Origin of the sequence: Priestia megaterium, from assembly GCF_023824195.1 — a bacterium.
Taxonomy (GTDB): Bacteria; Bacillota; Bacilli; order Bacillales; family Bacillaceae_H; genus Priestia; species Priestia megaterium_D.
In genome coordinates this window covers 1,609,903-1,624,151 of the sequence record NZ_CP085442.1, presented here as the reverse complement: position 1 = coordinate 1,624,151, position 14,249 = coordinate 1,609,903, and the positions used below count along the sequence as shown (strand labels likewise).

12 protein-coding genes are annotated in these 14,249 nt (G+C 35.5%); 4 read left to right on the top strand and 8 right to left on the bottom strand.

Annotated elements, in window-relative coordinates:
- The first annotated feature begins 195 nt into the window (after nt 1–195).
- Entirely contained in the window at nt 196–777 is a 582-nt protein-coding gene (locus LIS78_RS08220) for a DUF2087 domain-containing protein (RefSeq protein ID WP_195780617.1), read from the top strand.
- Nucleotides 778–1,196: 419 nt separating this feature from the next.
- Here LIS78_RS08220 and paiA read toward each other — a convergent pair whose 3' ends face one another.
- A complete protein-coding gene (gene paiA, locus LIS78_RS08215) occupies nt 1,197–1,721 on the bottom strand; it encodes a spermidine/spermine N(1)-acetyltransferase (RefSeq protein WP_209151321.1) in 525 nt (174 codons plus the stop codon).
- A gap of 19 nt (nt 1,722–1,740) precedes the next feature.
- Complete coding sequence (locus tag LIS78_RS08210; protein ID WP_013056339.1) at nt 1,741–2,193, bottom strand: MarR family winged helix-turn-helix transcriptional regulator; 453 nt, start codon at nt 2,191–2,193, stop codon at nt 1,741–1,743.
- A 116-nt stretch (nt 2,194–2,309) separates the two neighbouring features.
- On the opposite strand from LIS78_RS08210, the gene LIS78_RS08205 reads away from it, so the two are divergent.
- Nucleotides 2,310–2,957 (top strand): YczE/YyaS/YitT family protein, encoded by a 648-nt coding sequence (locus LIS78_RS08205; protein WP_195780620.1) that lies wholly within the window; start codon nt 2,310–2,312, stop codon nt 2,955–2,957.
- Nucleotides 2,958–3,052: 95 nt separating this feature from the next.
- Here the strand turns inward: LIS78_RS08205 and LIS78_RS08200 are convergent, their stop codons facing one another.
- From LIS78_RS08200 to LIS78_RS08190, 3 genes are all read right to left on the bottom strand, one after another.
- Nucleotides 3,053–3,814: a methyltransferase domain-containing protein gene (locus LIS78_RS08200; RefSeq protein ID WP_209151320.1), complete on the bottom strand. Its 762-nt coding sequence runs from the start codon at nt 3,812–3,814 to the stop codon at nt 3,053–3,055.
- Between the two features lie 143 nt (nt 3,815–3,957).
- A complete protein-coding gene (locus LIS78_RS08195; protein ID WP_209151319.1) occupies nt 3,958–4,407 on the bottom strand; it encodes a GNAT family N-acetyltransferase in 450 nt (149 codons plus the stop codon).
- A gap of 51 nt (nt 4,408–4,458) precedes the next feature.
- A complete protein-coding gene (locus LIS78_RS08190; protein WP_195780623.1) occupies nt 4,459–5,031 on the bottom strand; it encodes a GNAT family N-acetyltransferase in 573 nt (190 codons plus the stop codon).
- 286 nt (nt 5,032–5,317) lie between these two features.
- Between LIS78_RS08190 and LIS78_RS08185 the strand changes: the two genes are divergently transcribed.
- On the top strand, nt 5,318–6,064 hold the full coding sequence (locus LIS78_RS08185) for a phosphorylase family protein (RefSeq protein WP_209151318.1): 747 nt from the start codon (nt 5,318–5,320) through the stop codon (nt 6,062–6,064).
- A 481-nt stretch (nt 6,065–6,545) separates the two neighbouring features.
- Here LIS78_RS08185 and LIS78_RS08180 read toward each other — a convergent pair whose 3' ends face one another.
- Nucleotides 6,546–7,814 carry an MFS transporter gene (locus tag LIS78_RS08180; RefSeq protein WP_195780624.1) on the bottom strand — a complete coding sequence of 423 codons (1,269 nt, stop codon included), beginning with the start codon at nt 7,812–7,814 and terminating at the stop codon, nt 6,546–6,548.
- 425 nt (nt 7,815–8,239) lie between these two features.
- On the opposite strand from LIS78_RS08180, the gene LIS78_RS08175 reads away from it, so the two are divergent.
- Nucleotides 8,240–9,316: a cyanophycinase gene (locus LIS78_RS08175; RefSeq protein ID WP_252284958.1), complete on the top strand. Its 1,077-nt coding sequence runs from the start codon at nt 8,240–8,242 to the stop codon at nt 9,314–9,316.
- Between the two features lie 74 nt (nt 9,317–9,390).
- Here LIS78_RS08175 and LIS78_RS08170 read toward each other — a convergent pair whose 3' ends face one another.
- On the bottom strand, nt 9,391–11,436 hold the full coding sequence (locus LIS78_RS08170; RefSeq protein ID WP_252284957.1) for a sigma 54-interacting transcriptional regulator: 2,046 nt from the start codon (nt 11,434–11,436) through the stop codon (nt 9,391–9,393).
- Nucleotides 11,437–11,644: 208 nt separating this feature from the next.
- Entirely contained in the window at nt 11,645–14,197 is a 2,553-nt protein-coding gene (locus LIS78_RS08165) for a cyanophycinase (RefSeq protein WP_252284956.1), read from the bottom strand.
- Nucleotides 14,198–14,249 lie beyond the last annotated feature (52 nt).

Genomic DNA, 14,249 nt, shown 5'->3' with positions numbered 1-14,249 from the left:
AAAAATAATGGTTAAATTATACGAAGAAACAGGCTCTTTTTTCAAAAAAGTTTGAAGATCATGTGGAGCAGATTTTATATATATGCAATGTAACAAGTAATCACATTAAATATTTTCACTTTTTTGACATATACATCTAATTCGATTAATATCTAATTAGATGCATATCGAATTAAAGAAAGAAGGTATTAAGCTATGCAATTGGATAAGTTGGTGAATTACCATAAAGCCGTTGGCGATCCGACCAGAATTAGAATTATTTCACTATTAAAAAAAGGACCTCTTCACGGGCAAGCAATTGCTTACAAATTGGGGTTGCAGCCTTCAACTATTACTCATCATATTTCAAAGCTAAGAGATGTAGGAATCATTTATCAAAGAAGACAAGGAAATATTATTTATTTTTATCTAAATCTTGAAAGGCTTGAATATAACTCAAAGGCTATTTTGAGGATTGGAGATGACGTGATGGAAAATCAAGATAATCAATTACACGATAAAGATAAATTATCTATTGTTAAAAACTTTATAAATAGTGATGGCACTTTAAAAATCATTCCGAGCCAAAGAAAGAAAAAGAACGTGATATTAGCTTATTTAATACGTGATTTACAGCATGGAAAAAGGTATCCAGAAAAAGAATTAAATGAATATATAAAAAAATACCATGAAGATTATGCAACTATTCGCAGAGAGTTAATTATGCAGCATTTTATGTATAGGCAAAATGGAGAATACGAGTTAAATCCGAAAGAGATGTGGCCCGTTATTTTTTAAAATGAACGTAAAAAAGTTCATTTTTTAAGCTTTCTAATTCGATACACATCTAATTAGTTTGTCATCATTTCGAATAAAGTTGAGGTGCAAATGTGATTTCCAAAACGAAAGAAGCTAACATTATAACGAGCGTCTGGCACGGAAAGTTTATTTATTTATTTATTTATTTATTTATGGGTGGCAAACATGTTCTCAAGCCTTTCGATTTTCATGTATGTAACCGCTGAACAATGGCATGCAGTTAATTACTTACACGTAAAGAGCTCACTAGGAATTATCTTGATAGCTATTACGCTTCCACGAGTATTACCCTGCGAGCATCAGCTTTAAAAAATTCATAAAATCTCTGTAATAAGGATTATTCTCTACCAGCTAAATTAGTGAATAATCCTTATCGTACTTTATTTATCTTAAAAAAACTATAAAAGTGTTTTAACCATAATGAAGTCTATTTGTTCTTCGTCTCCCATATAAAACGAGTGAGATCCAGTTTGAACAAATCCCTGTTTCTTATAAAAAGCAATCGCATTTTCATTTTTTTCCCATACGCCTAACCAAATTTTCTTTTTATTAAGTGTCGTTGCTATCTCTACTGCTTTATTAAATAAATGTTTACCAAGCCCTTGTTTTTGAAAGCTGTTACCTATATAAATTCTTTCAATTTCAAGCGCTTCTTTCCCCATCTCTTCAGACTGAGCATCATCCGTATTAACCTTTAAATAACCTGCAATTTCATGATTGACATACATAAAAAAGAATTGCGAGGACGTATTTGATAGTTCTTTTTCTAACTGTTCGACTGTAAATGCTTTTTCTAAATAAGCTTTCATGTTTTCAGGTGAATTTTGATCTTTAAATGTTTCATTGAATGTTTTGTAACTAATATCTTGAAGGTGTTTTACATCTTCAAGAGTACACTTTTTTATATGCATCATCACTGACATGCGCCTCTCCTTTATATCATCAATAATTTCTCTTGTTTCCTTTTTTGACAAACTCCCAGTCTGTTTCTATATTTTTTCTTACTCTTTGAACCAGCTTAAGAATGGTATCTGCTTCTTCCTGGGTAAAACCTTCTAATGCCACTTTATCCGAATAATCATTTTCTCTTTTTATAAACGGATATACGTTCTTCCCTTTTTCAGTGGGAAAAAGGTTTTTATTTTTTTTATTGTGGAGATCGTCTTTCTTCTCAATAAAACCATTCATTTCAAGCTTTTTTATAGCCCGAGCCGCTGTTGTTCGATCTACTTTTATCATCTCAGCTAATTTTTCCTGAATGATTCCGGGATTTTCACATATTCGCACTAAATACAAATACTGCCCCTTTGTCAGGTCATACTCTTTAAATTCTATATTACTAATTGAATCCAATGCTCTTGCTATCATTCCAATTTCACGCAGAATTTCACTCATAAATGTCTCCTTTGTGCATATTTTTGTTGCAAATACAATAAAAATAATATAAGTTTAATGTACCTTAAAATAGTTGCATTTGCAACAAAAAATAATGAATAAAGGAGCTGATTACAGTGAAATATGTTGTTTATGTAGGAGGAATTTTACTATTAACTCTGGGAATTGCTTTGACGATACAATCCAACCTAGGAGCTTCACCTTTTGATGCACTGTTAGTTGGACTATCCCTAAACGTAGGTCTTAGCGTTGGAAGCTGGGAAATTATACTTGCATGTGTTTTAATTTGTGGTAATGCCCTTTTAAGCAAACAAAAGCCAGAAGTACTGGGACTGTTAACAGCATTCATAACGGGTCTTGGTATTGATGTATGGCTTTTTTTATTACAGAACTGGGTTACGTTCGAAAGTTGGTACAGCAAAGTATGTTGTTTTGGAATCGGTTTAATTATCATAGGAGTAGGAACCTCAGCCTATTTACATACAAACTTTGCACCCATTCCAATTGACCGCTTAACATTAATCATACAAAAACTAGCTAAAACAAATTTATTGCTTTCAAGAACATTGATTTACTTCACATTTTTACTAGCTGCAATGATTTTAAACGGACCAATTGGTGTCGGAACGTTATTAACCGTATTTTTAGGCGGCGTGCTGCTTAATTTTTTTATGCCCATTACTAACAGAGCATTAGAATGCATTTTAACAAACTCTCGTATATCACAAAATCATACTAAAGATCATAAACGCTCCATTACATAACTGAAATAGAACGTTTATGTACAATCATCATTCATATATAAAAATCGGATCTCCAGTTAGAGATCCGATTTTTATATATGATCAGCTTACACTATTTATTTTGCCTCAGCTTTGATAATAAAACGATGTTGTTTTACGTCAAAAAAACCTTGAGACTGTATAATGCCATGTATGTTATACAATCCTTCGATATGTGTTTCTACATCAAAATTAGGAACTTGCCAAGGAATTGCTTTTAGATAAAAAACTAACGCCCCAATATCATAAAATCTCTGTACAGGAAACTCTTCTTTGCAAAAGACGATGTTAAAAGCACTTTGTCTAAGCTCCTCTATTGCTTTCTTTAAATTCCAGTTAGAAAACTCTTTATTTATTGGAACTCCTACACATTCATTAATTCGCGAACAGTCTAACCCGCCCACTTGCTGAGTGAAGAACGTGCCTTGGGTTGATAAAATTCGGCGTACTTCCGAAGCACAAAAAGATTCATGCTGGTTCAAAATCAAATTGAATGTACCCTCTTTAAACGGTAAATTTGTGTCTTCAGTTCGTTCAACAACTTTGACACCAAGCGGTTCTAAACGTTTTTTAGCGATTGGAACGTTAGGTTTATATCCTTCTGTAGCATACATAACATGAGGGAAAGGTTGTAGTAGAGATAAAAACTCTCCTCCTCCTGTTCCCATATCTAAAGCAGCGTGAGCGTTTTGAATAAGGTGAAAAGCTTCACTTCCATATGACCACGAAAGTATGTCACTATCCATACGACCAGTCTGAGTGATAGCAGAAAAATCCCATCCAGTAAAATCAATATTTGTATTGTTTACAGCGTTTAAAAAATGTTTGTCTGTTATCATGTTAAACTCCTCCTTTTAATAGTCAGATTAATCATCTATCCTAAACTAGTAAAAGGCGGGCCACGAACATACAGGCAGCGTTGTTATGTTTCATGCGCCAACTTATTCACAATAACCTCTCCTTCATTAGAATTACGTATTTTTCATTTATTTGTCCATTCGTATGTAATATCAGGTAATTTCTCTTCATTTTCACATCCTCTCTTTATAATACTGAATCCGTGCTTCTCGTAAAATCGCTGGGCGTTTTTATTTCGTTCAAATGTACGTAATGTTAATTTTCCATTTGATTCTGTTTTGGCTCTTTCGAGTAAACGCTGTCCAATTCCTTCTCCTTGATAATCTACATGAACGTACAGCTGGCTAATTTCGTCAGCATTATAAGCAATCATTCCTACTATTTGTTCATCTATTAAAGCTAATTCAATTTTATAGTGTGCTGACAATATATGATTTAAAAAATAAACATGACCCTCAAAACTGTGCATTTCCTTTTGTCCAATCGCTTTTTCTTTACTATCTCTCCACATTTTTACCGTTTGCTCAGCAAATTGAGGATGATAGTGAACAATATCAAAATTAAAATGGGCCATACATTTTCCCCTTATCTGTCATTGTGCTATCCGTATTCTTAATAACAATGTCTAGATATTCCCTTCATGTGGTTGAAGCCTGTCAAAATCTTGTTTTAATAAAGAATACATATACAAATCATCAAATTTTCCACACGTAAATTCATAGCTTCTTAATAAGCCTTCTTTTATAAAGCCCTGTTTTTTTATTAATTTTTGTGAAGCAGCATTAGCAGGTTCTATTAATGCTTCAATCCTCCGCAAATAAAAATGTGTAAAGCCATATTTTATGACAGCGCCCAATGCCTCATTAGCAATCCCATTCCCCCAGTAATCTTTGCTTAGCTCATATCCAATTTCTGTACGGTAATGGTTATGAACTCTATTAAGAAACCCGCAGCTGCCAATAATGTCATCCTGTTCTTTAAGAGTAATACCCCATCTTATTCCAGATTTTTCGTTTAAGATCGATTTATACCATGCAATCTCATTTAAAGCATCCTCAACCGTTGTAAAAGGCTTTAAACCGTAGTGTTTCATTACTTCTTTATCGGATAGGTATTTTAAAATATTGCCTGCGTCTTCTGCTACAATTTCCCTTAGGGTAAGCCTTTTTGTTTTAATTATGGGAAAATAATTTGACACCTGTACCTTCCCTCCTCTTATCCATTCATTAACTAAACGGAGCTTTTCTCACAGCTTTATCTAATTTAAATAACCGTTAGTAAGAAATTTCTTTTATTATTACTGAATTCCTTTTTAATCCTAAATATTTGTCGAGAAATGAGTAAAAAAAAGCACGCATAACTTCATTTTTAAATCAGAACCGTCATTTCTTTTATATTTGTTAGTTCTAAAAATTAAAGGAATGAAAGCTAGTAATGAAGAATTCTTTTCTAACTAGTCTAAATGAGAAAATAAGGAGAAAAAGATGAAGCTGTATGGCGATTTTGAAAAAGAAGATTGGCTAAACGTATTAAAGCTATCAGAAAAAGAGGTGCCTAATGCATTTATTATTCATGGTGAGTGGGAATTCCAAGATAATATAAATTTATGGAAAGAGATCTTATCCACTAATGTTCATACGCCTAAATGGAACACGGTAATAGGCAAGTTCAATAACAGAAATATAGGATTTGCGAATGTATACGGCAGTCCGATGGCATCAAACATTGTACATCAATTTGCCGGCAGCGGGACCGACTTATTTATTCAAACGGGATATTTTGGAGGCTTATCTTCTACTATACAATATGGAGATATCTTAATTGTATCTGCAGCACAAATGGAAGATGGCGTATCACACTGGTATTTGCCAGAACAAACGCTTGTAGAAGCTGACAAAGAGTTAGTGGAAGCCGCCTGTAGATATTGTGAACAAAAAGGCTACAAATATATAAAAGGACATGTGGTCAGTATGGGCGCCATGCTTATGGAGACGCATGACATGGTTAAAGAATGGTCGCTTGCAAATTTTCTCGGCGTGGATATGGAGACAGCTACCACTTTAGCCATTGCTCATAAATTCAACAAGCGCGCTGTCGGCTTATTAAATTTATCAGACCACCTTCTTCACGGTGATACTCTTTATTCGTATACAAAGAACAGAGAGTTAATAGAAAGTGAAACTGATAAAGCAATTCGCGATGTAGCTCTTTATTTAAGCAGTACATACTAAAATAGACCAAACAAAACAAGATAACTGCGCAGTTATCTTGTTTTGTTTGGTTCGTAGCTTTTCACACCTGAGATCTATAGCTTGTGTATAAGTTGAAGCCCCATTAGTATCAGCATCTAAATTTTTATTTGTTTATTGTTCAACTCGGCTTCCAATGTGTCATACAGCGCTAATTTATAATTAATTGGTTCTATATGCAGATAGGTTTGCGACATGTCAGCTTCCACTTTCTTTTTATCCTGAAGCAAAGCAAGTCTATGACCTGCTGTTTTTCTTCTGACAAACACCTTTTTGACTTCTTACAGATTCCTTTCATTTACATTTAGCTCGCCATTTTCTGTTGTCTCCCCGGCTATACATTAAAGTAAGCTTTACCTGTTACGCTTTTTATGATCTATATCGAGAACGAATAACTACACAAAATATATGTCTTATACTACAAATACAAACTTATTGGATAAAAATTGCTTATTTAAAGACATTAAGAAGCCTTCAGCACCTTCTGCTCCTTTTTTCCCTTTTCTTTAATTAGTAAGACACCTAACAACCCCATCAGTGAAAACAAAATGGGAATCATAAAAGCATAATGATAACCAACATGCAGCGAACGCTCGGGGAATAAATCCAGGACATTTCCGAAAATACTAGGTAATAATACGGCGCTTAAAAATCCTCCCATATTGGCAAAACCTGATACAACCCCTACTTCTTTTACCGAGAAGGATTGACGTACTACGGCAAATGTCAAAGCGCTTGCGCCGTTTCCAAAGCCGATGATAAAAAGCAAAATAACTACTAGCATGAATGAAGGTTTCACGCCGGACAGTAATAATCCAGTCCAGCTAAGCACCACAATAAGATGAACAAGTGAGTAGATTTTTTTAATAGAATTTAACCTGCTTGTTATCCAGCTGATTAAAGGTCCACCGATCATAGCGCCAAACAGACCATACATAATAAGCTGACTTGCATCAGCGCGAGATAAATGGAACACATTCATTCCATAAGGAACTCCCCAAGAACCAATAAAACCGATATATGTACCGACTACACCAAAATGACAAAGAAATGTTGCCCAGGCTTGACGAGTCGTCATCACTCTCCTTAGGATCGCCCATACGCTTTCTGGAGTCTTAACAGAGGATTTATTTGTTTTAGCATCATCTTGAAATAATCGTTTAGGTTTTATCACTAAAACGACATAAAGCAGGTAGCATACCGCCATTAAAACTAGACCTATGCTAAGAAAAGGAACTCTCCAGCCTGAAAATGAAATCCACATAGACAAAGGCACGGTAGCTGATAATGAACCTACACTTCCTACCAGCCCAATTAAACCTAATAGCTTTACAAACTCATTTCCCTTAAACCACTGACTTAAAATTAACACTAAATTGACAAAAATCATTGAGTCTCCCGTACCGACTAGTAAACGAGAGCAAATTAACACATATTCATTAGGAGCCGTGCTGTAGATAAGACTTCCTATTCCAGTTAAAAGCGACCCTATAATCAAAAATCGATTGGGACCGTATCGGTCAGAAAGTAAACCAATAGGAATCTGAAGACCTGCATATGCTAAAAATTGTATACTAGTCATTAATCCTATAACAGACGCTGAAACGTGAAAATCTTTCATTAACTGTTCTGTAATAAGTCCAGGGGCTGTTCGTTGACTGACAATCAAATAATATGCCAATAAAGCGGTTCCAAAAACAACCCATCTGTAGCTACTTTCCTGTTTGTTCATTTTGACAGATCCTCTCATGTATAATTTTTTCTGCGTAGAAATGCTGGTGGAAAACGTTTAAGAGATGAAGATATTGATAGAATGAAGGTCTGTTTGATAAATAAGGCGCTATTGCGGACAGCTCTTCTTTTTATCCTTGTTTTTCCTTTCTATTATAATTTTAAGTTTTTAAACGTTATTTTTCAATGAGGGATGTAATCTTGTAATATACCTTTTACAATTTTCTTTTCACTATTAGACATCCAAGTTAGAGTCGTTCTCGCCATTTTTCGGGTGTAAAAAAACTTAATAATGACCCATAAATAACCTATATTACGCATAGAGCTTTTAAAAAAATCCTTCTTTCACTGTTTTGCCGGTGTTCAATAAGTTGGTATAAAACTTGCATATTCATGTATGAACACCTATTAAAGGAGGAGCGCTTTATGAAAGAAACTAAACGTAAAAAAAGCATTCAAAAGCAGGTCATTACTTGTGCTGTTCTCGCAACATCTCTTTTACTCCCCATTTCAGCTTCTGCTGCTTCTGCACCTTATACGCTTTATCAAGTCGGAAGTACTGCAGACAAAGCGACTAGTACAAGCTTTGGACAAGTCTATATGGGAGGAAGCACCGATGTAGATGAAGCATTCAAATGGATGATTCAAAAGGCAAACGGCGGTGATTTCTTGGTTATAAGAGCGACGGGTACTGATGCCTATAATTCATATATCTATGACCTAGCCAAAAGCATAGGTAAGCCCCTTAACTCTGTTAGCACAATTGTTGTTGATGATTTAATAAGAGCAGGCTCAGACTCTTCTTTGATTGATAAAATTAACAAAGCAGAAGGCATCTTTTTTGCTGGAGGCAATCAAGCTGATTACGTAGATTTCTTAGAAGGATCCCCGGCTCTTACAGCCTTAAATAATCGTATTAACCAAGGCATTCCTTTTGGAGGAACGAGTGCTGGCACCATGATTCAAGGTGATCACATTTATGACTCTATCTCAGCAGGCTCTACAACTTTAGATTCGAAAACAGCGCTAAACAATCCCTATAGTTCTCTTATTTCTTTTACAGATTATTTGATTCAAACACCCCATAATAATAACATTCAAACAGACACTCATTTTGAACAACGAGATAGAATGGGACGCTTTTTAACATTTCTTGCACGTAATATCCAAGACGGAGAAGAAACTGGAACAAGCGCCAAAGGAATTGCTGTTAATGAACAGTCAGCGCTTCTGGTAGAAAAAGATGGTTCAGCTAAAGTAGTAACACAGCCAGGCTCTACAAACGCAGCTGTTTATCTAGCTAAAACGAATAAGGCGCCTACTACTTGTATAAGTGGTCAGCCGCTGACGTTTAATAATATTTCTATCTATAAACTATTTAATGGCAGCACTTTTAATCTTTCCACTTGGACGGGTTCTGGAGGGTTAGCTTATACTTTAAACGTAAACGGCGGTGTCATTACTTCCTCTACAGGAAAAGTATACGGAGGAAATCAGCCGTAAACGCCAAGTCTATGACGACACTATTTTATAGAAAAGGGAAACTTGATTAGTGAAGTTTCCCTTTCTTCCGTATATTAAGGATTGATTAAGTGCTGTTTTGTTTTTAAATAATATAGATAATGCAGTCCTTTTTCTGTTATTTTCGTTCCTGCTCTGCCTCTGCGTTTTATAATATACTCTTTTTCTTCTAGTACATCCAAACGATTTCTCACCTGCTGTTCTGTAAGAGTAAAGCCTTTTAGATGCTGTGTAATCCACTTTCTGCTTGCTGCTTTTCCTGTATCATTACACTGTTTTATCGTTTCTAACAGAGCGTGATTTTCTTGAAGTTCGATTAAGTCAACCGATTCATTTTCAACTTCATGTAAAGTATGCTCCTCTTTTTGACTACTAAGCCTATACTCTACGTCTTTTGCTTTCACTTCGTTTTCATCGCAGACAGTAAGCAAATACTCGATGACTCCTTTTAATTCTCTTATGTTTCCTAACCATTCATATTCGATAAGCAGCTTCAGCGCTTCTGGATGGATATGCGTCCACGTTTTTGATTTAGAAATAAAATGATGAATTAGTAAAGGAATATCGGTTCTTCTATATCTTAAAGGAGGAATCGTTAAAGATAATACATGTAAACGATAGTACAAATCTTCTCGAAACAACCCTTCTTTCATTTTATGTAGTAAATTGTTGTGAGTAGCTGCTATTATTCTTACATTGATCGGAATAACTCTTGTCCCTCCTACCCGTCTAATTTCTTTTTCTTGAAGCACTCTTAAAAGCTGAGTTTGTAAACGCAGACTGATATCACCAATTTCATCCAGAAAGATCGTACCTTTATCAGCGCTCTCAAACAGCCCTTTTTTGCCGCCTTTTTGGGCTCCTGTAAAGCTGGCTTCTTCGTACCCAAACAGCTCACTTTCTAGCAATGTATCGGTCATGGCACTACAATTCACGGCAAGAAACGGTCCATTTTTACGTGTGGAATAATTATGGATAGCCTGAGCAAACAGCTCTTTTCCTGTACCGGTTTCTCCTTGAATTAAAATAGGATACTCAGTAACCGCCATTTTCCGGGAAATTTCAATCGTTTTAAGCAAAGCTGGGTGTTCTCCGATAATATCTTGATAATCATACTTAGCAGAAAAGCCGTTTTTTCTAAGTTCTGACTGTGCTTTTCCTTCTATTTCAACAGCTTGATTAACACTTTTAAACGTTGCTACCGTAGTATTGCTTTCCTGAATCATAGACTTATAGATAACCATTTCGTACCCGTTTACGTTAAAGTACTGACTTTTCTCGTCGGACGATGTAATAAACTCCACAAGGCCTTCGTTAGAAATGACATGTTGAATTTCACGATCTACAACATCAGAAGAAGATAGCTGAAACAATGATTCTAACCTTTTATTAAATAACGTAATTCTTTTATTGAAATCCACGGCAAGAATACCATCTTCTACTACATTTACAACACTCTTTACATGGAGGTGAAGTTCTTTCATTTGCCCTTCTGCTTCTATTAGTTTTTTTTGCAGCTCAATAATATTTCGTAAATAGCGATCCCAAATAATTGAATGATTAGACTGATTAAAACCAAATGATTTTATAAGTTCAAAAATGGTCGCCATATCAAAAAGCCTAACGCCTATATCAATTACATGTTTTACATATGGCGGGCATAAGTGAATCTCACCTGGAGAAACAGCAATTTCAACACCTTCGTAATAGGTCTTTTGTTTTTTAAAAGGAATAAACTGAACATGATTAATACCTACTTGATAGAGAGATTCTATTAATTTAAAGGTTTCTTTATCGTCATCGTTTACAATTAATACTTTTGTATGGGCAGGGATTTGCAGCAATTCATTTATATGTTTATGGTGAATCGTTCTATTTCCTACAATTTCATGTGCATGCTGAACGTCTAATCTGTCCTTCATTTCGTGCTTTATACTCTCTGATGAATAAATGACAACATCGCCATCAATTTTTGCGGGTAATTCTTCATCAATCGCAAAACATTCAATGGAAATATAATCGCCCAGTAACTCTTTTAATTGATTGTGTAAAATGATTCTAGTTTGCTTGCTTCCTGTTATTAAAACTAATTTCTTTTTCATCGTATGGACACCTTTCTACAGGCCTTTAACTTGACTTGCCTTCAGAGATTAGCTTTTGGAATACTGTACCTATCATTTTATACTTTGCTGTGCATTTCATCTAGCGGACGTTTGTCCCTATTGTAAATAAAAATAAGTAGAAAAAAGCGCCTCCCCTTTAATAGGTGGAGGCACGATATGCTAAAGTGCTAGTTAAATTACTTTCTTTTTATTTAATGTCTACGTTTATTGGTTTGATATCTAAGGCTACTTTTACAATGGAGTAATCGTCTTTTTGACCGTCGGTATAAGCCCAATACCCATTGCTTTCAGCGCTTTTTCGGAAGGTAAGCTCAAAACCTTTGTTTTGGTTAAACGTATAGCTTTTTATTTCTTTGCTCTGAGCATTATCAATAAGATCGTAAGCTAAAAATTTTCTTAATACACCATGCGAAGAGAAAAGACCCGTATTTGGTCCAACCTTTTCACTGTAATATTCATTTTTTCTAGTAGATGTTTTAGCTGGGTTTATTACGATTTCTTTTGTTGTAATATTTACTTTGTCACCTGGAGTAATACAAGAGATAAGAATATTTTTGTAGTCACTCGGAAATTTGTCATCTGCCTGTACCTTTGCTAAATCAACTAGTGTAATACCGCCTCTTCCAACAACTTCTATTTGTTTTTCTTCATTGTTCACCACCATGGCAGTATCTTCATCAATTCCGTAAGCAAGCTGATTTTTATTTCCTTTTTCATATGCTGTTGCAATAAGACGTCCCAGTCTTGCTTTGTTGTCAAAATGCTGATCTACAAGACCGTATTGAAAAAAGCCAAGACCTTTTTCTAAATAAGCAGGCCCGCCTTCTTGCTGAGTCATATCATCGTATGTGTCTGTAAACCCGTACGAAAGAGCTCCGTAGCTATCTCCGCCAGCAAGCATAGTATTACTCATAATCGCGGCTCCAGCGCTCGTGCCACCAAGTACTGCCCCGTTCTTATACGTATGCCATATGGCTTGTAAGACTTTTGAGTCCGAACCATTTTCATTACGCAACGAGCTCGTAATCAAGGTTTGATCTCCTCCTACAAACCAAATGCCTGTTAGCCCTTTAACTTTTTGCGCTAGTTTATCACTGTTCATATTTGTTTTCCAATCCGACTCATTTTCAGAAGTTCCTTTGAAGTCGTGATTTGAAATAGGTAAAATTTCTATATTTTCCGCTTTCAATCCGTATTTAACTAAATCAGCTTTAAACTGATTAGAAGAGTCGAACTTAGTACTGGCTGCAGGCACAATTCCTATTTTGGCCTGTTTTCCTCCTGCAAGATTAATAAACTTGTTATACACGCTTGAATTGCTGCTGCCAAGCGCTCCGCCTGCAATTAAGAGATTACCTTTAATCGAATCGTATGCAGGACTTTCAGATGGAGAAAAGGTAGATTTTTTATAAGTTAAACTAGTTTTTTTATCCGGTTGGAATTTGACGGTCTTGGGCGTAATATCCATTCTTACATTGACAATAGAATAGTCATCTTTTTGTCCATCAGTATACCGCCAGTAGCCGTTTGTATCATTGTCCTTTTGAAAAGCAATTTCGTACCCAGACCCTTTACTGTCATAAACATAGCTGTTGGCAGATTTCATCAATTTATTATCAACGAAAGAATATGATAAATAAGCCTTTAATCTTCCATATGGCGTAAAAACACCAGTAGCAGGTAGTGCGTTAAACGAGTAATATTCAAATCCCTTCGTTTCTACTTTCTCTTTTGGAAATTCAAATGATTTTAAATGATAGTTAATTTTATCTCCAGGAGATAAGTAACTAACCTTTATGTTCTCTAAGCCTGAACGCGCTTTTTGCTTAGATATAAGCTTAGCTTTGCTCATATCTAATACAGCTAATCCGCTTCTTCCAACGACTTCAACCTTTTGATCTTTATTGTTAACGACCATAGCAGTATCTTCGTCTACACCGTATGCAAAGTTTTTTTCTTTGTCGCGTTCAGAATTATACGCAGCTACTGCAAGTCGCCCAAGTCGTGCTCGTTCATCCATATGCTGATCAATTATGCCGTGTTGGAAAAATCCCAGCCCTTTTTGAACTGATAGAGGCTCGTATTCTTTTTTATTGTGTTGGTTTTCGTTTACATGTTTATTTTCCTTGCTTCCTATACTTTCTTTTAAAGCTCCTAGACTGTCTCCTCCTGTAATCATGACGTCACTCATAATTGCAGCTCCTGCACTTGTACCTCCGATAACTGCTCCCTTACGATATATATCCCAGATAGCTTTTAACGCTTCAGAATCGTTTCCATTATTTTGACGAAGGGAATCCACAATTTTTGTTTGGTCTCCTCCAACAAACCAAACTGCCGTTAGTCCTTTAATCGTACGGGATAACTTCTTGTCGTTCACTTGATTCTTCCAAGTTGATTCATCTTTTTGTGTGTCAGAAAAATCGTGATTGGAAACGGGAAGAATTTTAATAGAATCTGAGTTTACTCCGTATTTCACGAGGTCTTCCTTAAACTTTTCAGAAGACTGCAGCGTTGTGCTAGCAGCTGGAATAATCCCTACTTTGGCTTTTTCTTTTCCCCCAGCAAGCAAGAGAAATTTTTCATATATATCGTGATTGGATGTTCCTACACCTCCGCCTGCAATAACAAGGCTACCTTTAATGTCCCCGGTATTTTCTTGTGCTTTTGCAAGAAGCGGTGTACTTAAAGAAGAAAGCAACGTAAAGCTGATAAGACATGAAACAAGTTTCTTTTTCATTCGAAAGCCCCTTTCCACGCAAATTTTAATAGCTTTTTCTAGTTAGCTCGTA

Coding starts and splice junctions, on each gene's coding strand:
- LIS78_RS08200 (WP_209151320.1), bottom strand. CDS start 3,814: ATGATAACAGACAAACATTTTTTAAACGCTGTAAACAATACAAATATT.
- LIS78_RS08170 (WP_252284957.1), bottom strand. CDS start 11,436: ATGAAAAAGAAATTAGTTTTAATAACAGGAAGCAAGCAAACTAGAATC.
- LIS78_RS08210 (WP_013056339.1), bottom strand. CDS start 2,193: ATGAGTGAAATTCTGCGTGAAATTGGAATGATAGCAAGAGCATTGGAT.
- LIS78_RS08195 (WP_209151319.1), bottom strand. CDS start 4,407: ATGGCCCATTTTAATTTTGATATTGTTCACTATCATCCTCAATTTGCT.
- LIS78_RS08165 (WP_252284956.1), bottom strand. CDS start 14,197: ATGAAAAAGAAACTTGTTTCATGTCTTATCAGCTTTACGTTGCTTTCT.
- LIS78_RS08220 (WP_195780617.1), top strand. CDS start 196: ATGCAATTGGATAAGTTGGTGAATTACCATAAAGCCGTTGGCGATCCG.
- LIS78_RS08175 (WP_252284958.1), top strand. CDS start 8,240: ATGAAAGAAACTAAACGTAAAAAAAGCATTCAAAAGCAGGTCATTACT.
- paiA (WP_209151321.1), bottom strand. CDS start 1,721: ATGTCAGTGATGATGCATATAAAAAAGTGTACTCTTGAAGATGTAAAA.
- LIS78_RS08185 (WP_209151318.1), top strand. CDS start 5,318: ATGAAGCTGTATGGCGATTTTGAAAAAGAAGATTGGCTAAACGTATTA.
- LIS78_RS08180 (WP_195780624.1), bottom strand. CDS start 7,814: ATGAACAAACAGGAAAGTAGCTACAGATGGGTTGTTTTTGGAACCGCT.